This window comes from Phycicoccus ginsengisoli (genome assembly GCF_054779295.1).
The window spans coordinates 380,210-404,203 of record NZ_BAAGYN010000003.1 but is presented as its reverse complement, the minus strand read 5'-3'; the positions used below and the strand labels follow the sequence as shown (position 1 = coordinate 404,203).

15 protein-coding genes and 1 tRNA gene are annotated in these 23,994 nt (G+C 72.9%); 6 read left to right on the top strand and 10 right to left on the bottom strand.

Going from position 1 to position 23,994, the window contains the following annotated elements; all coding sequences use genetic code 11:
* Positions 1 to 119: 119 nt before the first annotated feature.
* On the top strand, positions 120 to 1,451 hold the full coding sequence (locus ACYVDO_RS07020) for an NAD(P)/FAD-dependent oxidoreductase (protein ID WP_460934134.1): 1,332 nt from the start codon (positions 120 to 122) through the stop codon (positions 1,449 to 1,451).
* Positions 1,452 to 1,459: 8 nt separating this feature from the next.
* Here the strand turns inward: ACYVDO_RS07020 and ACYVDO_RS07015 are convergent, their stop codons facing one another.
* Both ACYVDO_RS07015 and ACYVDO_RS07010 read right to left on the bottom strand, forming a co-directional pair.
* Entirely contained in the window at positions 1,460 to 2,497 is a 1,038-nt protein-coding gene (locus ACYVDO_RS07015; RefSeq protein ID WP_460934132.1) for a phosphotransferase family protein, read from the bottom strand.
* Entirely contained in the window at positions 2,494 to 3,780 is a 1,287-nt protein-coding gene (locus ACYVDO_RS07010) for an acyl-CoA dehydrogenase family protein (RefSeq protein WP_460934130.1), read from the bottom strand. The genes ACYVDO_RS07015 and ACYVDO_RS07010 overlap by 4 nt, the downstream gene beginning before the upstream one ends.
* 36 nt (positions 3,781 to 3,816) lie before the next feature.
* Here ACYVDO_RS07010 and folP point away from each other — a divergent pair, with 36 nt between their 5' ends.
* A complete protein-coding gene (folP, locus tag ACYVDO_RS07005; protein WP_460934127.1) occupies positions 3,817 to 4,743 on the top strand; it encodes a dihydropteroate synthase in 927 nt (308 codons plus the stop codon).
* Positions 4,744 to 4,816: 73 nt separating this feature from the next.
* On the opposite strand, the gene ACYVDO_RS07000 is transcribed toward folP, so the two are convergent.
* The gene (locus tag ACYVDO_RS07000) at positions 4,817 to 7,759 is read right to left on the bottom strand and encodes an HYR domain-containing protein (RefSeq protein ID WP_460934125.1); all 2,943 of its coding nucleotides are present in this window, start codon (positions 7,757 to 7,759) and stop codon (positions 4,817 to 4,819) included.
* A gap of 423 nt (positions 7,760 to 8,182) precedes the next feature.
* On the opposite strand from ACYVDO_RS07000, the gene ACYVDO_RS06995 reads away from it, so the two are divergent.
* Complete coding sequence (locus ACYVDO_RS06995) at positions 8,183 to 8,386, top strand: cold-shock protein (RefSeq protein WP_056915917.1); 204 nt, start codon at positions 8,183 to 8,185, stop codon at positions 8,384 to 8,386.
* A 128-nt stretch (positions 8,387 to 8,514) separates the two neighbouring features.
* Here ACYVDO_RS06995 and ACYVDO_RS06990 read toward each other — a convergent pair whose 3' ends face one another.
* Complete coding sequence (locus ACYVDO_RS06990) at positions 8,515 to 10,434, bottom strand: penicillin-binding transpeptidase domain-containing protein (protein WP_460934123.1); 1,920 nt, start codon at positions 10,432 to 10,434, stop codon at positions 8,515 to 8,517.
* Positions 10,435 to 10,661: 227 nt separating this feature from the next.
* Here ACYVDO_RS06990 and ACYVDO_RS06985 point away from each other — a divergent pair, with 227 nt between their 5' ends.
* From ACYVDO_RS06985 to ACYVDO_RS06975, 3 genes are all read left to right on the top strand, one after another.
* A complete protein-coding gene (locus ACYVDO_RS06985; RefSeq protein ID WP_460934120.1) occupies positions 10,662 to 12,251 on the top strand; it encodes an LCP family protein in 1,590 nt (529 codons plus the stop codon).
* A gap of 78 nt (positions 12,252 to 12,329) precedes the next feature.
* Positions 12,330 to 12,422, top strand: a tRNA-Ser gene (locus ACYVDO_RS06980).
* Positions 12,423 to 12,724: 302 nt separating this feature from the next.
* Positions 12,725 to 13,543: a maleylpyruvate isomerase N-terminal domain-containing protein gene (locus ACYVDO_RS06975; RefSeq protein ID WP_460934118.1), complete on the top strand. Its 819-nt coding sequence runs from the start codon at positions 12,725 to 12,727 to the stop codon at positions 13,541 to 13,543.
* Between the two features lie 77 nt (positions 13,544 to 13,620).
* On the opposite strand, the gene ACYVDO_RS06970 is transcribed toward ACYVDO_RS06975, so the two are convergent.
* The 6 genes from ACYVDO_RS06970 to ACYVDO_RS06945 form a co-directional block, all read right to left on the bottom strand.
* On the bottom strand, positions 13,621 to 15,084 hold the full coding sequence (locus tag ACYVDO_RS06970; RefSeq protein ID WP_460934116.1) for a HAMP domain-containing sensor histidine kinase: 1,464 nt from the start codon (positions 15,082 to 15,084) through the stop codon (positions 13,621 to 13,623).
* On the bottom strand, positions 15,081 to 15,815 hold the full coding sequence (locus ACYVDO_RS06965) for a response regulator transcription factor (protein WP_460934114.1): 735 nt from the start codon (positions 15,813 to 15,815) through the stop codon (positions 15,081 to 15,083). The genes ACYVDO_RS06970 and ACYVDO_RS06965 overlap by 4 nt, the downstream gene beginning before the upstream one ends.
* Positions 15,816 to 16,031: 216 nt before the next feature.
* Complete coding sequence (locus ACYVDO_RS06960; RefSeq protein ID WP_460934112.1) at positions 16,032 to 19,022, bottom strand: M36 family metallopeptidase; 2,991 nt, start codon at positions 19,020 to 19,022, stop codon at positions 16,032 to 16,034.
* A 191-nt stretch (positions 19,023 to 19,213) separates the two neighbouring features.
* Positions 19,214 to 20,680, bottom strand: coding sequence for a hypothetical protein (locus tag ACYVDO_RS06955; RefSeq protein WP_460934110.1), 1,467 nt, complete (start codon positions 20,678 to 20,680; stop codon positions 19,214 to 19,216).
* Positions 20,681 to 20,711: 31 nt separating this feature from the next.
* On the bottom strand, positions 20,712 to 21,794 hold the full coding sequence (locus ACYVDO_RS06950; RefSeq protein ID WP_460934108.1) for an alpha/beta hydrolase: 1,083 nt from the start codon (positions 21,792 to 21,794) through the stop codon (positions 20,712 to 20,714).
* Positions 21,795 to 21,929: 135 nt separating this feature from the next.
* A complete protein-coding gene (locus tag ACYVDO_RS06945; RefSeq protein WP_460934106.1) occupies positions 21,930 to 23,765 on the bottom strand; it encodes a phosphoenolpyruvate carboxykinase (GTP) in 1,836 nt (611 codons plus the stop codon).
* Positions 23,766 to 23,994: the final 229 nt, after the last annotated feature.

The following is a 23,994-nucleotide window of genomic DNA, read 5'->3' as shown; positions in this document are numbered from 1 at the left end:
GCCGCGTGATGCGCAGGGCGACGCACCGGTCGGCAGGGGACGCCGGGGCCAGCACGGCTGCTGGCCTGCCGAGTCCTCGGCTGCCACGGCACCCTGCCCTCGCCGACGCGGCGCCGACGGTGTTCTGGCTCGACCGCCCCGACCGGCCGGCGCCCCGGCCGCCGCTCGACGCGTCGGTCGACACCGACCTGCTCGTGGTCGGCGCGGGCTACAGCGGCCTGTGGACGGCGGTGCTGGCGAAGGAGGCCGACCCCTCACGGGACGTCGTCGTGCTCGAGGCCGGGTCGGTCGGCTGGGCGGCCTCGGGGCGCAACGGGGGGTTCTGCGCCGCGAGCCTCACCCACGGCGAGGCCAACGGCCGGTCCCGGTGGCCCGACGAGATGGATGCGCTGCGCCGCCTCGGCCGGGAGAACCTCGACGGCATCGAGGCCACGGTGGCGCGGTACGGCATCGAGTGCGACTTCCGGCGGTCGGGCGCGCTGACGGTCGCCACCGAGCCGCACCAGGTCGAGTGGCTGGCCGACGAGCCGGGGGAGTTCCTCGACCGGGACGCGGTGCGGGCCCACCTGGACTCACCCAGGTACGTCGCCGGCGTCTGGGACCGGGACGAGACCGCGATGGTCGACCCGGCCCGCCTCGCCTGGGGCCTGGCCCGGGCTGCCGAGTCGCTCGGCGTCCGCATCGTCGAGGGCACCAGGGCGACCGGGCTCCGACGCCACGGGGCCGGGGTCGAGGTCGCCACCTCGACCGGGCACATGGTGCGCGCGGGCCGTGTCGCGTTGGGCACCAACGCCTTCCCGTCCCTGCTGCGACGGGTCCGGCTGCACACGGTGCCCGTCTACGACTACGTCCTCATGACCGAGCCGCTCAGCGACGCCCAGCTGGCCTCGCTCGGGTGGGCCAGCCGCGCGGGTGTCGGCGACATGACCAACCAGTTCCACTACTACCGGCTGACCGACGACAACCGCGTCCTGTGGGGCGGCTACGACGCGATCTACCACTACGGCCGCCGGCTCGGGCCGTCGCTCGACCAGCGGCCCGAGACCTTCGACCGGCTGGCCGAGCACTTCTTCGGGACCTTCCCGCAGCTCGAGGGCCTGCGGTTCACCCACCGCTGGGGTGGGGCGATCGACACCTGCACCCGCTTCTGCGCCTTCTACGGCGAGGCCCTCGACGGCCGGGTCGCCTACGCCCTGGGCTACACCGGGCTGGGCGTCGGCGCGACCCGCTTCGGCGCGCAGGTCATGCTCGACCTGCTCGACGCCCGCAGCACCGAGCGCACGCGGCTGCAGATGGTGCGCGAGCTGCCGCTGCCGTTCCCGCCGGAACCGTTGGCGTGGGCGGGGATCGAGCTCACCCGGTGGTCGCTCGCCCGCGCCGACGAGCGACAGGGCCGGCGCAACCTGTGGCTGCGCGCGCTCGACGCCGCCGGCCTCGGCTTCGACTCCTGATAAGCCGGTCAGGCCAGGTGGGACAGGGCGCGGTCGACGATCAGCGGCACCGAGGCGCCCGCGCGGTCGTACCCCGGTCCGCTCGCCGCGCCCGCCAGGTAGCGCGCGTGCACGCCCTCGGCGATGACGGCGAGGCGGAAGTCGGTGAAGGCGCGGTACCAGTCCAGGTGCGACACGTCGCGGCCGGTGGCCACGGCATACCGGCGGGCGAGCTCCTCGGCGGACGGGAAGCCGGGCATCGCCGGTACCCCGGCCCCGACGATCAGCGGGCGCCCCTCGGCGTCGCGGCCGGTCCAGTAGGTCAGCCAGGTGGCGAGGTCGGCGAGCGGGTCGCCGAGCGTGCTCAGCTCCCAGTCGACGACCGCCGCGACCTCGGGCCGACCACCGGGGCCGACCCGCACGAGGGTGTTGTCGTGCCGGTAGTCGCCGTGGACGAGCGTCACCTCGCCCTCCTGCGGCCGCCCGGCCTCGAGCCTCCGCACCAGCTCGTCCATGGCGGGCAGCTCGCGGGTGCGGCTGGCCTCCCACTGGCCGGACCAGCGGCGCAGCTGGCGCTCGAGGTAGCCCGAGGGGCGGCCGAAGTCGCGCAGCCCGGTCCTGTCGAGGTCGACCGCGTGGATCTCGGCGAGCACCGCGACGAGCGCGTCGCTCCAGGCGTCGCGCTGCTCCTCGGTCAGGCCCACCGCCTCCTCCGGCTCGCGGTGCACGTCACCGGTCACCTCGGCCATGACGTAGAAGGGCGCGCCGACGACCTCGGGGTCCTCGCACAGCGCGAGCACCTCGGGCACGGGGACGGCGGTGCCCTGCAGGGCCGCCAGCACCCGGTGCTCGCGTGCCATGTCGTGCGCGCTGGGCAGCAGGCTGCCCATCGGGGGTCGCCGGACGATGACGGTCCGCTCGGCCCCGGTGACGCGGTAGGTGATGTTCGACAGGCCGCCGGAGATGACCTTCGCACGCCAGTCCTCGCCGAGCCCGGGCAGCGCATCGGCCGCCCAGGCCGTGAACGACGCGCGGGGTATGCCGCGCACCTCCTCGGGCGCGCTCACGCGCCGGAGCCCCCGCCGCGGGTGCCGTCAGCAGGGCCCCCGTCGTCGTGCCCGCCGTCGCCGTGCCGGCCGGAGCCGTCGACGGCCTCACCCCGGGCGGCGAGCCGCTCGGCGGCCCGCTTCGCCGCACGACGGGCGATCGACATCTTGTGCACCTCGGTGGCGCCGTCGTAGATCCGGAACGAGCGGATGTCGCGGTAGATCCGGCCGAGGACGAGCTCCTCGGAGGTGCCCATGCCGCCGGCCAGCTGGACCGAGCGGTCGACCACGCGGCAGACCGCCTCGCTCACGAACACCTTGGCGCGCGAGGACTCCTCGCTGCTGCGCGAGCCCTCCGCGATCTGCCAGGCGGCGTGCCGGACGACGGTGCGGGCGGCGTCGAGGTCGATCTCGTTCTCGGCGATGAGCGCCTGCGCCATCCCGAGGTCCGCCAGCCGCGACCCGAACAGCTCGCGGCCCACCGCGCGCTCGAGCGCGATGTCGTGGGCCCGGCGCGCGGCGCCCAGCCAGCGCATGCAGTGGGTGAGGCGGGCGGGGGCCAGGCGCACCTGGGCGCTCTGGAAGCCGCGGCCGGGCTCGCCGAGCACGCGGTCGTCGGGGACGAAGCAGTCGCGGATCGTGACGCGGCAGTGACCGCCGACACCGGTCGCGTCGATGGTGTCGATGTGGTCGCCGACGACGAAGCCGGGGTTGTCGGCGTCGACGAGGAACATCGTGGCGCCCTCGGGGGCGTCGTCCCCGGTGTTGCGCGCCATGACGATCGAGAACGCCGCGCCGTCGGCGCCGGTGATCAGCCACTTGTCGCCGTCGAGCACCCAGCCGCCGTCGACCCGCCGCGCGGTGGTGCGCAGCGCGGACGGGTCGGACCCCGCGCCGGGCGGTGGCTCGGTCATCGAGAAGCAGGAGCGCACCTCCCCCGACACGAGCGGGCGCAGGTATGCCGCGTGCTGCTCGGGGGTGCCCGTCTGGTGGATCAGGTGGATGTTGCCCTCGTCGGGGGCGGCGCAGTTGAGCGCGAGCGGGCCGAGGAGGGAGTAGCCGGCCTCCTCGAGCAGCACCGCGGACTCGTCGAAGCGGAACCCGCCGCCGCCGTGCTCGCGCGGCGCCTGCGGGGCGAACACGCCCGCCGCCTTGGCCCGTCCCTGCAGGTCGCGGCGCAGCGCGTCGGTCATCCCGTCGCGGAACACCCGCTGCTCCAGCGGGACCACCTCCTTCGCGACGAAGGCGGCGACCTTGCGGCGCTGCTCCTCCAGGGCGGGGCTGGTGCTGAAGTCGAAGGCCACGAGCCGACCCTACCCACCGAGGATGTGGGTGCGAGGATGGCCGGCGTGACGCCTCCCGACCCGCAGCCGCTGGCGCTGCCCCGCACGCCGCCGCTGGTCCTGCGCGGGCGGGTGTTCGACGCGGCGCGGCCCGCCGTCATGGGGATCATCAACCGCACCAGCGACTCGTTCTTCGCCGGCAACCGGCACGCCGACCTCGACTCGGCCAAGCGTGCACTCGACGCCCACGTCGCAGCCGGGGCCGACATCGTCGACGTCGGCGGGGTCCGTGCCGGCCAGGAGGGTGAGCAGGTCAGCGCCGAGCAGGAGGTCGAGCGAGTCCTGCCCTTCCTCGTGCACGCGCGCGAGACCTACCCCGACCTGGTGCTGTCGCTGGACACCTGGCGCTCGGAGGTCGCCCGCGAGGCGGGGACCGTGGGCATCGACCTCGTCAACGACACCTGGGCGGGGCACGACCCCGAGCTGGTCGGCGTTGCCGCGCAGGTCGGTGCCGGCGTCGTCGTGTCCCACACCGGTGGCCTGCCCCCGCGGACCGACCCGGTGAAGGTGACCTACGGACCCGACCCGCTCGACGTCGTCCGGGACGTGCTGCGCACCCTGGCTGCCGGTGCGCGCACTGCCCAGCAGGCCGGCATACCGGCCCAGCGCATCCTCGTGGACCCCACGCTGGACTTCGGGAAGACGACCGCCCACTCGCTGGAGGTGCTGCGGCACACCGCCGACATCGCGGCCCTCGGATTCCCGATCCTGCAGGCGCTGTCGCGCAAGGACTTCGTGGGCGAGTCGCTGGGGCTCGAGCCCGACGAGCGGCTCGAGGGGACGCTCGCGTCCACGGCCGTTGCGGCGTGGCTGGGCGCCACGGTGTTCCGCGCGCACGACGTCCGCGCCACCCGGCGCGTCGTCGACATGGTGGCCGTCATCCGCGGCGACCGGCCGCCCGTGCTCGCGGTCCGCGGGACCTGAGGGCTCCGGGAACCGAGGGGAGACGCAACGCGGCCCGGGACCAGCAGGTCCCGGGCCGCGCCCACCGAGGGGGTCAGCGCAAGCTGATCGTCACGGTGCGTGCGACGCCGTCACCGAGGTCGACGCGCAGCTCGTAGCTGCCGACCGCGAGCGGCTTGGTGTTGAGGTTGAACAGGTACTGCCCGTCCGTGTACCGGAACAGGTTCCCGGTCGTGGCGGCCGAGGTGGAGACGGCTGCCACCGCCCCGGTCCCCGCCGCGTCCGGCAGGCGGCGCACCCAGAGGGAGGCCGGCAGGTTCGTCACGCCGGCCGAGGCGCCGGTGAGGGCGAACTTGACCGGGATCGTGCTGCCCTGCTTGTAGACGCCCTTGTCCACGACCGGGGCCAGGAACCCGCTCCAGGCGACGGTGACGCCGACCGTGAAGTGCGTCGTCCCGATGTTGCCGTGGGCGTCGGTCGAGCTGCACGTCACCGTGGTGGTGCCCAGCGGGAAGGTGCTGCCGCTCGCCCGGTCGCAGGTGACCGCCGTCTGCCCGTCGACCAGGTCGGTGGCGGTCGGGCTGGTGTAGGTCACCGTGGCACCGGCCGAGGACGTTGCGGTCGCCGTGAGGTTCTGGACCGCACCGAAGGCGGGCGCCGTGGTGTCCTGGACCGTCACGGTGAAGGCGGCCGTGCCCTTGTTGCCGCTGAGGTCGGTCGCCGAGCAGGTGACGACGGTCTCACCGAGCGGGAAGGTGCTGCCCTGTGCGTGGTCGCACGTCACCGGGCGGTCGCCGTCGACCACGTCGGTCGCCGTCGCCTTCACCCAGGTGTAGGCCGCTCCGGCCGTCGAGGTGGCCTCCACCGTCTGGCTCGGCGGGGTGCTCACGACCGGCGCCGTGGTGTCGGCGACGTTGACCGTGAAGGTCTGCTTCGCCTTGTTGCCGGAGAAGTCGGTCGCGGTGCAGGTGACCTGCGTGGCGCCGAGCGGGAACGTCGAGCCGGACGCGTGGTCGCAGTCGACCGCCGGGGTCGCGTCGACCAGGTCGCTGGCGTGCGGCGCGAAGCCGACGGCGGCACCGGCCGGGCCGGTCGCCTCCACGGTGTCGACCGAGATCGGGTCGAACACGGGCGGGGTGGTGTCCTGCACGGTCACCGCGAAGGTGCCGGTGCCCGTGTTGTCGTGGGCATCGGTCGCCGTGCAGGTGACCGTGCTCCTCCCGAGCTCGAACGTGGAGCCACTGGCGGGCGAGCAGCTGAGCAGCACGTCACCGTCGACGAGGTCCTTGGCCCGGTCGACCGAGTACTCCACGGCAGCGCCCTTGCCGCTCGTGGCCTCGGCCGTGACGTCGGTCAGCTTCGGCAGGGCCGGCGCGGTGGTGTCCACGACGGAGACGGCGAAGGTCCCGATGCCCTTGTTGCCGTGGGCGTCCGTCGCGGTGCAGGTCACCGTGGCGGGCACGTCGAGCGCGAACTGGGTGCCCAAAGCGGGGTCGCAGGTGACGTCGACGGCGCCGTCGACCAGGTCCTTGGCGCTCGCCTTCCAGTCGACGACCGCACCGGCCGGGCTCGTCGCCTCCGCGGTGAGGTCGTCGGGCAGGTGCAGCGCCGGCGGGGTGGTGTCCGTGACGGTCACCGTGAACGTGGCCGAGCCGGTGTTGCCGTGGGTGTCGTCCGCCGAGCAGGTGACGGTCGTGCTGCCCACAGGGTAGGTGGCGCCGCTGGCGTGGTCACACGTGACCGGCCGGGTGCCGTCGACGTCGTCGGTCGCGGTGGCCGCGTCCCAGGCCACGACCGCGCCGTCGGCGCCGGTGGCCTCCACGGGCTTCGGCTCGTGCACGGTGAGGACCGGAGCCGTCCTGTCCTGGACGGTGACGACGAAGGAGGCGGTGCCCTTGTTGCCCGCCTTGTCGGTCGCGGAGCAGGTGACGGTGGTGGCGCCGAACGCGAGGGTGCTGCCCGAGGCCGGGGCGCAGGCCGGGGTGAGGTCGCCGTCGACGGCGTCCGTCGCGGTCGCCGTGTACGAGTAGGCCGCACCGGCAGGGCTGGTGGCGGCGACGGTGTCGTCGTTGGGGACCGTGACGACGGGGGCTGTGGTGTCCGCGACCTTCACTGCGAAGGTGGTCGAGCCCTTGTTACCGCTGAGGTCGGTGGCCGAGCAGGTCACCGGGGTGCTGCCGAGCGCGAAGGTCGAGCCGGACGCCGGTGCGCAGGTCACCGGGCGGTCGCCGTCGACCGCGTCGGTCGCGGACGGCGCCGGGTAGGTCACGGGCGCGCCGCCGGCGTCGACGGCCGAGGCCGACACGTCGGCCACCGTGCTGAAGGCCGGACCGGTCGTGTCGACGATCGAGTAGCTGGCCGAGGCCGAGCCCACGAGGCCGGCGGAGTCGGTCTTGCTGCAGCTGACGGTCTGCGTGCCGAGCTTGCCGCTCGGGCCGGTCACCGTCGGGGTCGCCGGGCCGGAGCCGTCGTGGTCGTCGGTCCACCCACAGGTGGCCGCCGGCACGCTGCCGTACTCGTACGTGGCACCGTCGCTGACGCCACCGATGGTGACCACCGGTGCGGTGTTGGAGGTGCAGCTCCAGCTCACCGCGTAGGACGCGGCGGTCATGGTGGTGTAGCCCGGCTGGGTCACCTTCACCGAGACGGTGGACTGCCCGGTGCTGGCCGCGCTGGCCTTGATGGTCGTGCGGATGCCGACCTGGAAGGAGTCCTGGCCGTTCTGGTCGTAGGTGGACGGCACTTTCTGCGTGGTGTCCGTCCGCTGGACCGTGACGTTGGTGTCGCTGCTGGACCAGACCAGGCTGAAGTCCGCACCCGGCGCGAGGTGGGCGTTGCCGTTGCGCTTGACCGTGATGAGCCCGTCACGCTGGACGGGCAGGGTGCAGCCGGAGACTGCGATGTCGGTGGTGGACATGGCGGCAGTGTCGCCGTCGACGACCGGGATGGAATCGGCGTAGGCCGACCCCGCGGCATACGTTCCGAGGAGGGCGACCGCGAGCGCGGCGACTCCTCGAGAGGCAAGGCGTAGGTGCATGACGTCCCCTGGGCAACCGGAAGAATGGGTGGCCGGAACTGTCGCACCGGGTCAGGGAACGGTAAAGATGCAGGTGAGGGACCTGGGCCGGATCAGTCCGAACGGTTGACACGTCCGATGAGATGGCCTGCGGCGAGGGCGGTTTGGCCTCGCGTGGGGCGGTTCCGACCCCGATGAGGAGGTCAGTTCCCGGTTGACCGAAATTTGGTCCGCCGCACCTCCACGGCGCCCACGTCGCGTGCTAGCGTCTCTCGCGGTTGCACCAAGCAGTTCCTCGCAGGTCGACGAAGTGCCCGCCAGCACCATCGCGCGGGCCTTTCGCTTCTGTGGACGAGCATGATCTCGTCGGGTGGGGTTGTGTACGGCAGCCTGGGGCCCTGCAAAGTGCGGGTTCCCAATGGCTACGAAGGAAAGAGTTACCCCATGGCACAGGGAACCGTGAAGTGGTTCAACGCTGAGAAGGGCTTCGGCTTCATCGCCCAGGACGGCGGCGGCCCCGACGTGTTCGTCCACTACTCGGCCATCGACTCCTCGGGCTACCGCTCGCTGGACGAGGCACAGCGCGTGGAGTTCGAGGTCACCCAGGGCCCCAAGGGCCCGCAGGCTGACGCCGTTCGCCCGATCTGATCGAGGACTGCCCAACCACAGTCTTCACGACGAGGCCCCTCACCACTCGGTGAGGGGCCTCGTCGCGGGTCCGGGCACCCTTGCCCCCGGCGCCGTGTCGTGCGCCGTGTCGTGCGCCGTTCCGTGGTCTACCGCGACGCGAGGTCGGTGAGGAACGCCTTGGCGACGGGCGCGGCGACCTCGCCGCCGCTGCGGCCATCCTCCACGAGGACGGCGAAGGCGAGGTCGCCCTGGTAGCCGATGAACCAGGCGTGCGTCTGCGGCGGGTTCTTGGTACCGAACTCGGCCGTGCCGGTCTTGCCCCGCACCGTGCCGCCGGGGGTGCCCTTCAGCACCGTCGCCGTGCCGTCGCTCACGACCCGCCCCATGAGGGTGCGCAGCTGGTCCACCACACCGGCGTCGAGCTGCTGCGGGGCGCGGTCCGTGCCGGCGGGGACGGGTTCGGTGACCAGGGCCGGGGGCACGTAGCTGCCCCGGGCGACGCTGCCCGCCATCACGGCCAGGGCGAGCGGGGACACGAGGTTGCGTCCCTGCCCGATCGACGCCGAGGCCTTGTCGGTCTTGCCGTTGTTCGTGGGGATGCTGCCGTCGAAGGCACCAGCCACCCCGAGCGTCTTCGCCCACCCGGCGCCGATCCCCAGCGCCTTGGCTGCGGCCGCGAGGTCGTCGTCACCGAGCCGGGACGACAGCTGGACGAAGGCCGTGTTGCACGAGTGGGCGAAGTCGTCGGCGAAGTCGGGGGTGCCGAGCTCCTCGCCCTCGAAGTTCTTGTAGGAGCGGCCGTCGACGACGAACGTCTTCGGGCAGGTGACGGTGGTCGTCGGCGTGACCTTCTTCCCGGTGAGCAGGGCGTAGGTCGTCGCGACCTTGAACGACGACCCCGGCGGGTAGCGACCCGTGATCGCCCGGTCGAGGCCGAGCTCGGGGGAGTTCGCGGAGGCGAGCACGTCACCGGTCCTGACGTCGACCGCCACCAGCGCCGAGGGCACGTCCTTGGTGCCGGTCAGCGCCTTCTCGGCTGCCGCCTGCACCGTCGGGTCGAGCGTGGTCTTCACGTCCTTGCCGTCGACCGCGGCCTTCTGGAACAGCGGGGTGTCGGGTGCGCCGCTGGAGGTGACCGTGACACCCGCGGTGCCGCCGAGTGTCGTGTCGTACTGACCCTGCAGGCCGCTCACCCCGGCGTAGTCACCCGCGGTGTAGCGGCCCTTGCCGGCCGCGACCTTCTCCGCGCTCACCGGGCCGAACGAGCCCAGCAGCGGTTGGCCGAACGTCCGCGTCCGGGCGAGGGGCTGTTCGCGCGCGGGGTAGACGACGCCCTTGAGGGCGTCCAGGGCGTCGCGCCGGGCGTCGAAGTCGGCCTGCCGGTAGGTGATGACGGCGATGGGCGCCTTGGACCCCGCCTTCTGGGCGGCGGCGAGCTTGGCCACGAGGCTGCCGGCCGGCTCGTCGACGATCTTCTCGAGCGCCTTCGCGGTCTCGGCGGTCGCGCGGCCCGGGTCGAGCTGGACCGGGTACACCTTGCCCAGCGGCATGAGCGCGGTCCCGCTGCGGTCGAGCAGGTCGCCCCGCGCGCCCCAGGTGCGGGAGGCCTTGAGCGCGTCGGCCTTCGCCAGCTTGGGGTGCCACGGTGACCGGTCGGCGGGCAGGCTGACGGCCCAGGACCCGTCCTGCTGCCTCACCACCGTCACCGGGACGTCGTAGCTCCAGGGAACGCCACCGGGCAGGTTCCACGTGACGTGCAGGGTCGAGGTGGCCCGCTCGCCGGACCGGCGCACGGACCCGGCGGCGACGGTGACGGGTCCCCCGCCGAGACCTGAGGTGGCCCGGGTGAAGTCGGTCTGGACCGCTTCGGTGGGGGTGGTGAAGTCGGCGCCGGCCTTGGCGAAGGAGCGCTGGGACCACCCCGAGGCGTATGCCGTGACCTCGGTTCGTGCGGCCCGGTCCGCCTCCTGCTCGGCCTGGTCGTGCCGCCACCACCAGAACCCGGCACCGCCGGCCGCCACCACGGCCACCGCCGCCACTGCCCCCACGACCCCTCGTCTGTCCATGACCCCATCAAACCCCACCACCGACAGGCAAACGGAACCACGGGGCCCGTCGGCCCGGCCGGGGAGCCCGACCAAGGGCCGGTTCGGCCCAACCGGGGGGCCGGCTGCGGCGTCCACGAGTGGGAAGCATCCCGAGGAGGTTCTCAGGTTGCGCCCGTACACTCCCGGAGGCGATCGGTCGCCTCAGCCGCCCCGGAGGGTGGCCCTTCCGGACCAGAGAGGTGCATGTGAGCGAGCCCACCCACGGCTCCACAGCGGGCGACCAGCCCCAGCCAGGAGACGCCGGAGCCTCGCGGGGCGGCACGGACGAGGTGTCTGCCGTCACCCGTCGCTCGGACCGGGTCCGGCAGGACCACCGCCACCCCTGGGTGCGCCGCGGGTTGTTCGTGGTGGCCGCGCTCACGGTGGCGGCACTGGTCCTCGGCATCGCCGCCTACGTGAAGCTCAACGGGAACATCCAGCGCGTGGACATCACCAAGGCGCTGGGCGAGCGGCCGAAGCAGCAGGTGACCACGGACGCCCAGACCAACCTCAAGCCGCTCAACATCTTCGTGATCGGCTCCGACAGCAGGCAGGGGACCGACCTCGGCAAGCAACAGACCGAGCGTGGCATCTACGGCGCGCGGTCCGACACCAACCTCGTCGTGCACCTGTCGGCCGACCGCAAGTCAGCCATCGTCGTCTCCATCCCGCGTGACTCGATGACGAAGGCACCGCGCGACTGCAAGAACCCGAGTGACAAGGTCTCCGACGGTGTCGTCCGGCAGTGGAACTCCAACTTCACCCTCGGCGGACCGGCGTGCACGATCCGCACGTTCGAGGGTCTCACCGACATCTACGTCGACCACTTCGTCGTCATCGACTTCAGTGGATTCAGCAAGATGGTGGACGCGCTCGGTGGCGTCACCGTGTGCACCCCGGTCCCGATCAACGACAAGGACAGCCACCTCAACCTCAAGGCGGGGCGGACCAAGGTCAACGGGACGCAGGCCCTCGGTTACGTCCGGGTGCGCAAGACGCTGGGCGACGGCTCCGACCTCGGCCGGATCGACCGCCAGCAGGCGTTCATGTCCTCGGTCGTGCAGGAGGCGACGAAGTCGTCGCTGCTGCTGCGCCCGGACAAGCTCTTCCGCTTCCTCGACGCGGCGACCCAGGCCATGACGACCGACACCGGGCTCGACGTCGGCGAGATGAAGGACATTGCCCAGAGCCTGGCCCGGATCGGCACCGACCAGATCCGCTTCGTGAAGCTGCCGACCGAGACGTACGCACCGGACCCCAACCGGGTGCAGTGGACCCCTGCGGCGGAGACGATCTGGGCCGCGATGCGCGAGGACAAGCCGCTGCCCGGCACGAAGGTCCCCGGCGGGACGACCTCGGCCACGACGCCCGCGACGTCCGCGCCGGCGCTCACCGTCAGCCCCGGCGACATCCACGTGCGGGTCACCAACGACTCCGGCGTGCCGGGCCTGGCCAAGCAGGCCGCGGGCGAGCTGAAGGTCCAGGGGTTCCACGTCGACAGCTACGTCTCCGGCACCGGGACGCCCACCCGTGGCGTCGTCGTCCGCTACGGCCCCGGCATGCAGGAGGCGGCTCGCACCGTCGCCGCGGCCTACCCGGGCGCACAGGTGCGCGAGGACTCGCTGCTCGGCTCGACGCTCGAGCTCAGCATGGGGGTCGGGGCGCCGAAGGCCGTCGAGGTCCCTAACCGCCTCGGCACCCAGCCGCTGCCGAAGGAGTCGGTGACGGCGACGCCGCCGAGCTCGTCGACCGAGACCATCAAGGCCCGCACGGCGAACCAGGACATCTGCAGCTGAGCGGTGGCCGGGGCCGCTTTGCTCCGCTCCGGGCCGTCCGGATACCCTGTGCGGGCTCGGGTGCGTGCACCTGGGCGTGGAGGCGTCGCCTAGTCCGGTCTATGGCGCCGCACTGCTAATGCGGTTTGGGTTAATCGCCCATCGAGGGTTCAAATCCCTCCGCCTCCGCCACACGACGAAGGACCCCGACACGCTTTCCGTCGGGGTCCTTCGTCGTGTATCGAACGCGCGGGATCTGGGAGGATCGGGCGGCCGGGTGGGGAACGAAACCCGTCCGCCCGCGACGGCGTCCCTCCGCCTGCCGCAGGCTGACGTCGAAGGTCTGCGGCAGGGACAACCCCCGCGAGGTCGGTCGTGCCCGTGCCGGCGCCGGCGCCCGGACCTGGGACAGGATCCTGGTCCCCAGGGGTCGGCACTCATCCGACCCGGGAAACTCGCTGGGCCGCAGGCGCCCGCGGCTGGTAGACAGCACCGTGCGCAACGACCCCAACCTCCCGTCGACCGACCTCTCGTCCAGGGACCTCGACTTCGGCGACCTGCTGCGGCTGATCGACGAGCGGTCCGTGGCCTTCCGCGCCGCCGTCGAGGCCGCGCCCGACCTCGGCGCCCAGGTGCCCACCTGTCCGGAGTGGACGCTGCTCGACCTGGCCGAGCACATCGGTACCGGCCGGCGGGCCTGGGCCGCCACCGTCACCGCCGGCCCCGGCGCGACCGGCAAGGCGGCTCCTGCCGACCCCACGCCCGCACCGCGCGACCACGGGGCCCTCGGGCAGTGGCTGGCGGAGTCGACCCGGCTGCTGCTCGACGCCCTCGCCGAGGCCGGCCCCGACCGGGGTTGCTGGACCTGGTGGGGCGACTCGCAGTCCCCGAGCACCTGCGGGGCCGTGGCCCGCCACCAGCTCCAGGAGGTGTCGGTCCACACGTACGACGCCGAGCTGACCGTCCACGGCACGGCGTCGCTGCCGACGGAGGTGGCGCTCGACGGCGTCGAGGAGTTCCTCGCGACCTGCAACGCGACGACCAGCCCGTGGCCGCACGACCCGGCGACCGTCGACTACGTCGTGAGCGAGGGGCGCGCGTGGCGGCTCTCCCTGTCCGGCGACGGCGCACGCGCGGAGCGACTGGCCGCACCGGCCGGGCAGGGTGGGCCGCAGGAGCCCGCGGACGTGTCGGCCCACGCCTCGGCGGCCGAGGTCGTCCTCTTCATGTACGGCCGTCGGCGCGTGGACGAGCTGCCGATCGACGGCGACGTCGAGGTGTTCGACCAGCTGATCGCCTGGGTGCCCGAGTAGGCCTGGGTGCCCGAGTAGGCCTGGGTCCCCGAGTAGGCCTGGGTCCCCGAGTAGGCGTCAGGCCCAGCCCCTGCGGCTCAGCCCGCGGGCAGCAGCACCGAGAACCTGGTCTCTCCCGGCCGGCTGGCCAGCTCGACCCGGCCGCCGTGCGACTTCGCCACCGCGTCGACGATCGACAGCCCCAGGCCAGTGGACCCGGCGGCCCGGTTGCGGGAGTCGTCACCGCGGGTGAAGCGCTGGAACACGTGGCGCTGCAGTGACTCGGGGATGCCGGGGCCGTCGTCGGCGACACTGATCCGCACCCAGGAGTCGTCGGGGTGCACCGACGTCACGACCTTGGTCCCGGCCGGTGTGTGGGTCCTGGCGTTCGCGAGCAGGTTGGCGACCACCTGGTGCAGCCGGGCCTGGTCGCCGCTCACCTCGACGGGCTCGTCGGGCAGGTCGAGCACCCACCGGTGGTCCGGAGCGGCGGCGTGGGCGTCGCTGACGGCGTCCATGGCCAGCAGGGTCAGGTCGACCGGCTTGCGCTCCAGCGGCCGGCCGGCGTCGAGCCGGGCCAGCAGCAGCAGGTCCTCGACCAGCCCCTGCATCCGCAGCGCCTCGGACTCGACGCGCGCCAGGGCGTGGCTCACCGACGCCGGCACCGACTCGCGCTCGCGACGGGACAGCTCGGCATACCCCCGGATGGAGGCGAGTGGCGTGCGCAGCTCGTGCGAGGCGTCGGCGACGAACTGGCGCACCCGCTGCTCGCTCTCGTGCCGCGCCTGCAGGGCGCCCTCGACGTTGTCGAGCATGTTGTTGAGGGCCAGGCCCACCTGGCCCACCTCGGTGCGTGGGTCGGTGTCGGCGTCGGGCACCCGCTGGGCCACCGCGACGTCACCGGAGTCGAGCTTGAGCCGCGAGACGCTCGTGGCGGTGTGGGCGACCCGCTGCAGCGGCGCGAGGTTGCGGCGTACGAGCCACAGCCCGCCGGTGCCGACGAGGACGAAGCCGATGATGGTGCCGCCGACGACGAGGGTGAGCACCTTGGTCACCGTCTCGGTGACCACCGCCAGGGGCTGACCGGTGATCACGGTCGTCCCGCTGGGCGTGCGGCGGGAGATGAGCCGGTACTCGCCCAGTCCCTTGACGTCGACCGTCTGCGGCTGCTCGCCGACCCCTGCCGCCTCGACCTGGCGGACCTGGGCGTCGGTGAGCTGGCCGTAGGTGTTGCCGGCGACCACCCGGTTGCCGGTGACCGTCCCGCCCGCGAGGGTCAGGGTGAGGAACTCGCCGCCGCCGGGCGGCGCGCCGAACGGCCGGCCCCGGTTGTCGCCGTCCCGGTCGTCCGGGCCGCCGCCGAGCCGGAGGGCGCTGGAGCGCACGTCGTTGTCGAGCCGGTTCTGGAGGTAGTCGCGCAGCAGCAGCACCGTCAGGGCCGACGTCGTGAGCGTGACGACGAGCCACAGGCCCACGACCGTGGCGACCAGCTTGGTGCTCAGCGACCACGTGGAGGGCCGGACCCGCGCGCGGGCCGCGCCCACGGCAGCACCAGGGCTCATGCGGTCGGCTTGAGGACGTACCCGACGCCGCGCATGGTGTGGATCATGGGCTCGCGACCGGCATCGATCTTCTTGCGCAGGTAGGAGATATAGAGCTCGACGACATTCGCCTGGCCGCCGAAGTCGTAGTTCCAGACCCGGTCGAGGATCTGGGCCTTGGAGAGGACGCGCTTGGGGTTGCGCATGAGGTAGCGCAGCAGCTCGAACTCGGTGGCAGTCAGCTGCACCTGCTCGCCACCGCGGGTGACCTCGTGGCTGTCCTCGTCCATGGTGAGGTCGCCGACGACGAGCATCGAGGAGGACTCGTCCGCGACGACGGCGGTACGGCGCATGAGGGCACGCAGCCGGGCGACGACCTCCTCGAGGCTGAACGGCTTGGTCACGTAGTCGTCGCCGCCGGCGGTCAGCCCCGCGACGCGGTCCTCCACCGCGTCCTTGGCGGTGAGGAAGAGGACGGGGATGTTGGCGTTGTCACCACGCATCCGGCGCAGCACCTCGAGGCCGTCGAAGTCGGGCAGCATCATGTCGAGGGCGACGGCGTCGGGCTGGAACTCCCGCGCCACCCGCACCGCCTGCTGGCCGTTGGAGGCGGTCCGCACCTCCCAGCCCTCGTACCGCAGCGCCATCGAGAGCAGCTCGGTGAGGTTGCTCTCGTCGTCGACGACGAGCACGCGCACCGGGGAGCCGTCGAGGCGCTGGAGGCGCGGGTTCGTCTGCTGCTGCGTGTTCATGGCACCAAGGAAACACCCGAAACATGGGAGCCCGCGCGGCGAACCCTGTGCGGTTCCTGTGAACCCTCTGTGCCGCGGACCCCCGGGACACGCGGGTGCCGCGACCCCCCGGGACACACGGGTGCCACGGACCCCCCGGACACACGGGTGCCGCGTGGCGTCGGCCACGCGGCACCCGCGCATGTCAGGGGGCCTGCACCCCCGGGACGTGGCCGGTCAGTGGCGCATCACCTGGACCTCGGAGACGGCCATCTTCCGGCTGCCGCTGTAGGCGGTCGGGCAGTCGGTGGCGTTGGCCGGGTCATCGTCCTGCTCGCCCTGGAACTGCGGCCCACCCTGGCACTGGTTGGTGAGCAGCTCGAACCGCAGGTGCGTCGCCGCCGTCTGCGGGATCGTGAAGGACCGCATCTTCAGCTCGGGTGCCACCGGCCGGGGTGCCGCCCCGGGGAACGCGTCCGGTGCCGAGGTGTAGACCACCCGGTAGTCGGCGTCCTGGTCGCAGGTGACCGTGCCCTTGGCGTCGCAGGCCCGGACCCGGAACTGCCGCAGGTTCTGGAACCGGCCCGCCGATCCCGGCTGGGGCAGTGCGCTGACCTGCACGGTGCGCACGACCTGGCGGCCGCCGGCGAGGCCGATGGTGAAGACCTTCTGCGCGTCGGTCGGGGCGTCGACGGTCGTGGCCGTCGTCCCCTCGTCGCCGTCGGTCATCGCCGGCACCGCGGTGCCGACGCCGGTCACGGTGCCGCCGGCCTCGGGGCTGGCGAGGTTGGTGACGAGTGAGACCGGCAGGTCCCGGGTCTGGCCGGGCTTGGCGGTGAAGGTGAACGTCTTCTGGCCGTACCCGGGTGCCGTCACGGTGTAGCTGGTCGTGCCGGGGACCGTCTCGAACGAGTCGCCCAGGTCCGTCGCCGGGTCGAGGTCCGCGACCGGGCGGGAGCGGGCGGTGTACTCCCCGACGTACAGCTTGGCGCCCTCGAGGGAGCGACCGGTGTCACCGCTCGGCACGAACCGCAGCGTGGCGTTCTTCGCGTACGGCGAGTCGAACGCGGGGGTGGGTGTGCTGTCACCGCTGCCGTTGGAGGACGCGCCGCGACCGAGCCCACGGGCCGCGAACGCGTTCCACAGCAGGTCCTGGTTGGCCCCGCCGAACCTCAGCTGGTCGGCGGCGAGCATGGCGTCGCGGGCATCGACCATGCTCACGGCGCCGCTGGGCATGAGCAGCCAGGCGTCGAACACCAGCTGGATCCAGCGCCGGTTGCCCGGGCACTGGTCGACCGGGGTCGCGCCCACGGCGCAGCTCTTCTGCAGGGCCGCGTCGCCGGCGCCGTACCGGTCGATGAACGCGCTGCGGATGTCGCTGTGGGTGGCCGACCAGATCTCGCCGTCAGCGTGGACCTGCGGGCCGGTGAGGTCGTAGCCGACGTTGCTGTAGTTGAGCGGGCTCTTGCTGAAGTTGTAGTTGCGGATGCCGTGGTCGGCATTGCCGGTGACGTAGGAGCCCATCGGCGTGGCCGTGCGGCTGAAAGGCACGTAGCCCTGCTCCTGCAGGTACTCCGTCGCCATGAGGTCCGACCAGCTCTCGCCCATCGCACCCGCCTGGAGGCCGGAGAGGCCGCGGTCGGGGCCGCCGGCCATGCGGTTGCTGATGCCGTGGCCGTACTCGTGGCCGATGACCGACATGTCGTAGTCGCCGTCGACGCAGGGCGCGTAGAACGAGCCGGCGAGCGGCTGCCAGAGGTACATGTTGCTGTACCCGCTGATGCCGTCGGGCGGGGTGCCCTGGTTGGCGTTGTTCCGCGAACCGCGCTGCGCGCCGGACTGGCTGTAGCCGAGCTCGGGGTCGCCGCCGAGGCCGCCCTTGCCGAAGTTGTCCCGCTGGAAGTTCCAGGCCGACTCGGTGAAGCCGAGCTGGTAGGACCAGTCGTGCATCCGGTTGTGCATCGCGAACAGGTTGGCCGTCGCCGCGTCGATGTCGTTGCGAGCGGCGCTGGTGTAGTTGGCCGGGTTGCACTTCTCCTTCGTCCACTGGCCGGTGAACGGGTAGGCATACGTCCGATCGGGCCGCGGCGTCGCGGGGGTGACCGTCGAGCTGGTCCAGCGCTCACCGCTCGTGGCGTTGTTCCCGCTCGTCGTGGCCGTCGCCTGCTTGGTGGCCGGGTCGATGTCCCACGCCAGCGGTGACGCGGGGTTGGCGAGCGTCTCCGAGCACCCGGCCGCCGCGGTCCAGCACCACTGGGCGCGGGTGTCGGCGGGGCTGGGACCGACGGTGGGCACCGAGGTGAAGACCGACCAGCGCGGGTTGTCGGAGTCGTGGTCGACCAGGCCGTCGCGGGCGAGGACCTCGCCGGTCGCGGCGTCGACCCAGGTCGAGTAGCCGCTGTCCTGCGCGTCCCGGGTGACGACCTGGTACGCCACGCGGGGCGCGGACCCGGGCACGGGCACCGAGACCTGCTTCACGTGCTGGTCACCGACCAGCCCGGTGGCCGTCAGGGTCGTCCAGGCGGCAGCCCCGCTGCGGGTCGTGCCCGTGGAGGTGCGGCGGACCTGCGAGACGCCCTTGCCGATGTCGTCCGCCGCCCGCTCCAGGGCCTGCTCGGGCGTCAGCCGGGGCGCTGCCGTCCGGCTCGCCGTGGTGCCCCGGCTGGGTGACAGGCTCGACGTGAGGTGGCGGACGGTGCCGCCCTGCACGGCCACGACGACGAGGCCGTCGAGGCCGGCGGGCGCGCCGTACGCGGTCTGCCGGAGCGTCACGACGTCCGCCCGGCCCACCCGGTTGGTGGTGACGTGCTCCATCGCCTCGACGTCGGCCGAGGTGAGGCCCAGCACGGCTGCCTCACGCACGAGGTAGGCCCGGGCGGCGGCGACGGCGTCCGCGCCGAGCCCGGTGGCCAGCGGGGCGTCCCCCTCCGCCGTGATGGTGGCGGCGGAGCCGTAGCGGTTCCAGGTCACCGTCGCGGGCGCCGTGCCGCGCGAACCCGTCCCCCGCAGCCGCTCGGCCGCCGACCGCTGCGCGGCGGACGGCGCTTCCCGTGCCGCACGCCGGTCCACGTCGGGCAGCTGGCCGGTGTGGTCACCCCCGAACGCCGATCCCTGCGCGGCCGGTGGTCCGGCCGGAGGCGCGGCCTGCCCGGGCAGTGCCGCCGTGACGGTCACGGCGAGTGCGGCGGTGGCCGCAGCGGCGGACCACCGGTGTCCCCTGTGGGTCATGGTCGATCTCCCTTCGGCGTGCGTCGACGGCGTTGCGGTACGCCAGGGGTCGCCACACGTGCCCCCACCCCAAGGCCTACCGGCCGGTTCGTGGTTCTGGGCGCGGTCTGGGTTGGGTCAGGAAAGGACAGACCGGGCAGGCGCCCCTCGGCCCCGGGCGTCGCCCGCCCCGAGGACCAGGCCCCGGCCCGTCAGCCCCGGGCGCCCCCGAGTCCGAGCACCACAGCGAGGCCGAGCGCGCTGCGCGGGTCGTACGCCGTACGCCACAGCCCTCCGTGCACGGCGGCCCGGGCCTCCTCGCGCCACGGTGCCTCGGGCGCGGCCGGGGCGGTCCGCAGGTCGTGGACCAGCAGCGCCGCCATCAGCGTGTTGCTCGTCGCCGGCTCGAACACCTCGATCCCGAACCGGTGGGCGCCGGCGTACGCGCTCGCCAGCGCCCGGTTCTTCACCACCGACCGCGTGCGGGTGGGCGGGGCGACGTTGAGCGAGACCGTGAGGCCGTCGCGGCGCGCCGTCGTGGCACGCCAGCGCTGCAGCCTCTTGGCCAGGGCATAGTTGGGCCCCTGCTGCGGGATGAAGCTGTCGTTGATCCCCGGGTCCGAGCCCGGTGCGTAGTTGCGGCGCAGGAGGCGCCCGGCGCTGGCCGCACGGACCGCCGGACGCACGAGGCGCATCCCCGACGACGGCTCCTGGTAGGCGCGGGTCGAGTGCTCGACCGCGTCGCGAGGCACCGCGAAGACGTCCGTCGGCGTGGCCAGGAACGCCAGCGCGGTGTCGGCACGGTGGCGCAGGACCTCCTGGGTCAGCGCGTCCACCGCGGTGGACACGCGCACGTTGGTGGCGCCGTCGGCATACACGTAGTTGCCCAGCACGAGGCGGCCCTCCAGGCCGCCCAGCCACTGGGCGACCGCGGGCAGCGCATGGAGCAGGTCGGCACCGGCGTGCTCGGCGAGGTCGTCCGCGGACCACGCGGTCCCGGCCGCCACGGGCAGGTGCACGGTGCCCGCCGAGCCCCCGGCGGCCTCGAGGACCCGGCGCCACAGGTCGGGCCGGGGCAGGTCGACCGCCACGACGTCGCCGCCCCACGAGAGCACGCTGCGCAGGGGACCCATCTCCGCACCCGCCCCGAGCACGACGAGGCGCAGGTCCGAGAGGTCGAGCCAGTCGGGGTTGGCGAGGACCTCGTGCACGGCCTCGGTCGCCGACGGCTCCATGATCCCGCGCCAGAGCCAGTCGTCGAGCTGGCGGCGCAGCTCGTCGCCCCCGATCCGGCGGCCGTGCAGCGGGAGGGTGAGCTCGCGTGCCGGGTGCTGCGTCCCGCGCACCGTGGCGGTCTCGAACGGGACGTCGACCGGTTGGTCGAACACGGCGTCGAGCGCCACCTCCCCGCCGGGACCGGTCGCGCGCATGCGGGCGTGCAGGGACTCGAGGCCGGCGCGGGCGATGTCGACGGCGGCCTCCCCGTCACGCAGCAGGCCCGCCTCGACCAGCCGGCGGAAGTGGGTCAGGTAGGCCTGGCGCCAGTTCGTCTCCCGCTCGGCCGCCGCGGCACCGACAGGGTCGACCTCACGCAGCGCGTCGGCGACGACGGCCCGGCCCAGGGCCGAGGTGCTGCGCCTGCCGTCGACCTCGGGGAAGACCACGCCGCTGGAAGCCATGGCGCGAGTATGCCGGGTGCCCGCGGGCGCCTCACCCCAACGCCTTGCGCAGGAACCCGGTGACGCGCGCCTCCCAGGCCTCCGGTTCCGTGGCGAGTGCCTCACAGTGCCCGGCGCCCGGGACCGTCCAGACCTCGACCGTCCGCGGTGACCGCTGCTCCAGCGCCGTGGCGGCGTGCCCCTCGTCCGGTCGCGTCCCGGCCGTGACGAGCAGGAGCGGTCGTGGGGAGGCGGCAGCGACCTCGTCGCCCAGCGGCGGGGGGATGCGGGCCGGGCTGAGCACGTCCGCGAGGGACGTCTGGACCGAGTGGACCCAGGCTGTGACCCCACCACGCCAGCCGTAGGCGTCGGAGAGCCAGCCCAGGTCGCGCGCCGACCGCCCCGTCACGCCCTCGGCCACGACCGCACGGATGCGTGGGTCCCGGCCCATCGCGCCGATCGCCTCCTCACCGCCCATGGACAGGCCCAGCAGCGCGACGCGGCGCGGGTCCACCCCGGGCGCCGACCGCAGGAAGGTGACGGCGGCAGCGACGTCCTGGTCGCCGAACCAGCCCCAGTCCATGCCGCGCCCTGTGCTGTCACCGTGGCCTCGCGCGTCCACCAGCAGGACGCCGTACCCGTGGCGGGACAGCACCGCTGCCTGCGCCAGGGTGGAGGAGCGCGTCGAGCCCGAACCGTGCAGCACGCCCACGGCGGCGCCGTTGTGCGACGGCAGCCACCACCCCGCGAGGGTGGCTGAGCCACCGGCCGGGATCCGGACGTCGCGGTAGGCCAGGCCAAGGCCGGCCGGTGTGGCACCGACGGCCACCGGTGCCGAGACCGCGGCCGCCAACGGCACCGCCAGGACGTACACCAGGACCAGGGACAGCAGTCCCGCCAGGGGGAGGCCGACCCAGCGCCGCACACCGCCACCGGCGCGGACCACCGCGCGCGCCGCGAGCACCCACTCGACGGCCCCCAGCAGCAGGGCCGCACAGCCGACGACGGCCAGGACGGACCAGCCCTCGCGCGCCCAGCCCAGACCGATGCCCACCCCGAGGGAGAGCAGGACGACAGCGCTCGCGAGCAGCGCGAGCACACCGATGCGGTCCAGCGAGCCGTGGCGTGCGGTCATGACACCTCCGACCACAGGCTGCGTCCACCCCGGGCGGGCGCAGCAGGGACGAAGGGCCCCGGACACGCCGAGGGGCCCGGAACCTCGTCGGTCCCGAGCCCCTGGGTCGTCGGCCGTCCTGCTACACCCCGGACGTCACTCCACGCCGAGGCGCGCCTTGAGGCCGTCGAGCTCGACCTGCAGCTGGGTCGGGAGGTTCTCGCCGAACTTGGCGAACCACTCCTCGATCTGCGGGATCTCGGCCTTCCACTCCTCGGCGTCGACCGCGAGCGCCTGCTCGAGCTCGGCGTCCGTCAGGTCCAGGCCGTCGGTGTCGAGCGACTCCGGCGTGGGGACGTGGCCGATCGGCGTCTCGACCGCAGCGGCCTTGCCCTCGATCCGTTCGATCGCCCACTTCAGCACCCGGCTGTTCTCCCCGAACCCTGGCCACAGGAACTTGCCCTCGTCGTCGCGGCGGAACCAGTTGACGTAGAAGATCTTCGGCAGCTTCGCCGCGTCGGCGTCCTTGCCGAGGTTGATCCAATGCTGGAAGTAGTCGCCGGCGTTGTAGCCGATGAACGGCAGCATCGCCATCGGGTCGCGGCGGACGACGCCGACCTGGCCGGTCGCGGCGGCGGTGGTCTCCGAGGAGAGGGTCGCGCCCATGAACGTGCCGTGGACCCAGTCGCGGGACTCGGTCACCAGCGGCACGGTCGTCTGGCGGCGGCCGCCGAAGAAGATCGCCGAGATCGGCACGCCCTTGGGGTCGTAGTACTCCTCGGCGAGGATGTCGCACTGCTCGATGGGGGTGCAGTACCGGCTGTTCGGGTGCGACGACAGCTCCTCGGAGTCCGGCGTCCAGTCCTGCTTCTTCCAGCTGGTGGCGTGGGCGGGGGTGTTCTCCAAGCCCTCCCACCACACGTCGCCGTCGTCGGTGAGCGCGACGTTGGTGAAGACCGAGTTGCCCTTGTTGATGGTCTTCATCGCGTTGGGGTTGGTGTGCTCGTTGGTGCCCGGGGCGACGCCGAAGAACCCGAACTCGGGGTTCACGGCATACAGCCGGCCGTCCTCGCCGAAGCGCATCCACGCGATGTCGTCGCCGAGGGTCTCGACCTTCCACCCGGGGATGGTCGGGGCGAGCATCGCCAGGTTGGTCTTGCCGCAGGCCGAGGGGAACGCGGCCGCGACGTAGTAGACCTGCTGCTCGGGGGAGATGAGCTTGAGGATGAGCATGTGCTCGGCGAGCCAGCCCTCGTCGCGGGCCATGACCGAGGCGATGCGCAGCGAGTAGCACTTCTTGCCCAGCAGGGCGTTGCCCCCGTAGCCGGAGCCGTACGACCAGATCATCCGCTCCTCGGGGAACTGGACGATGTACTTCTCGTCGTTGCACGGCCACGGCACGTCGGCCTGGCCGGGCTCGAGCGGGGCGCCGAGGGAGTGCAGCGCGGGGACGTAGCGCGCGTCCTCGCCGAGCTCCTCGATCCGGCGCAGCACGTTGACGCCGCAGCGGGCCATGACCCGCATCGACACCACGACGTACTCCGAGTCGGTGATCTCGACGCCGAACATCGGGTTCTCGGCGTTGAGGTGGCCCATGACGAACGGGATGACGTACATCGTCCGGCCCTTCATGCAGCCGGCGTAGAGCCCGCGCATGAGGTCCTTCATCTTCTCCGGGTCCATCCAGTTGTTGGTGGGCCCGCAGTCCTTCTCATCCACGGAGCAGATGAAGGTGCGGTCCTCGACCCGGGCGACGTCGATCGGGTCGGACGCGGCGTAGAAGCTGTTCGGCTTCTTGGACTCGTCCAGGCGCACGAAGGTGCCGGCCTCGACGAGCTTGTCGGTGAGGCGGGTCCACTCGGCGTCGGAGCCGGTGACCCACTCGATGGAGTCGGGGGTGGTCAGCGCGGCCACCTCGTCGACCCACGCCTGCAGCCTGGCGTGCGTCGTCCCCCCTGCGCGCTGGTCGGTCTGAGTCGCCTCGGTCGTCATGTGATCGGCCGTCCCTTTCGTCCCGCAGATCCCTCGCCGCGGTTCGTGCGGTGGTGCGTCCACGCGACACCGGGTGGTGTCCACATGGTGAACGCTGCTGATCCGGCCAAGGTACGCCCACGGCGGAGGGGGTCGGTACCGCAGATGCACGGCAGCGCTCGTGAAAAGCCTCACAACCTCCAAGATGTTTGAGCCGGCCTGACGGCTTCTTGCAGAGGCTGCAAGAAGC

Bases quoted from the DNA above. Each gene is read 5' to 3' on its own strand.
- folP (WP_460934127.1), top strand. From the start codon at position 3,817: ATGGCCGGCGTGACGCCTCCCGACCCGCAGCCGCTGGCGCTGCCCCGC.
- ACYVDO_RS07000 (WP_460934125.1), bottom strand. From the start codon at position 7,759: ATGCACCTACGCCTTGCCTCTCGAGGAGTCGCCGCGCTCGCGGTCGCC.
- ACYVDO_RS06995 (WP_056915917.1), top strand. From the start codon at position 8,183: ATGGCACAGGGAACCGTGAAGTGGTTCAACGCTGAGAAGGGCTTCGGC.
- ACYVDO_RS06990 (WP_460934123.1), bottom strand. From the start codon at position 10,434: ATGGACAGACGAGGGGTCGTGGGGGCAGTGGCGGCGGTGGCCGTGGTG.
- ACYVDO_RS06970 (WP_460934116.1), bottom strand. From the start codon at position 15,084: ATGAGCCCTGGTGCTGCCGTGGGCGCGGCCCGCGCGCGGGTCCGGCCC.
- ACYVDO_RS06965 (WP_460934114.1), bottom strand. From the start codon at position 15,815: ATGAACACGCAGCAGCAGACGAACCCGCGCCTCCAGCGCCTCGACGGC.
- ACYVDO_RS06960 (WP_460934112.1), bottom strand. From the start codon at position 19,022: ATGACCCACAGGGGACACCGGTGGTCCGCCGCTGCGGCCACCGCCGCA.
- ACYVDO_RS06955 (WP_460934110.1), bottom strand. From the start codon at position 20,680: ATGGCTTCCAGCGGCGTGGTCTTCCCCGAGGTCGACGGCAGGCGCAGC.
- ACYVDO_RS06950 (WP_460934108.1), bottom strand. From the start codon at position 21,794: ATGACCGCACGCCACGGCTCGCTGGACCGCATCGGTGTGCTCGCGCTG.
- ACYVDO_RS06945 (WP_460934106.1), bottom strand. From the start codon at position 23,765: ATGACGACCGAGGCGACTCAGACCGACCAGCGCGCAGGGGGGACGACG.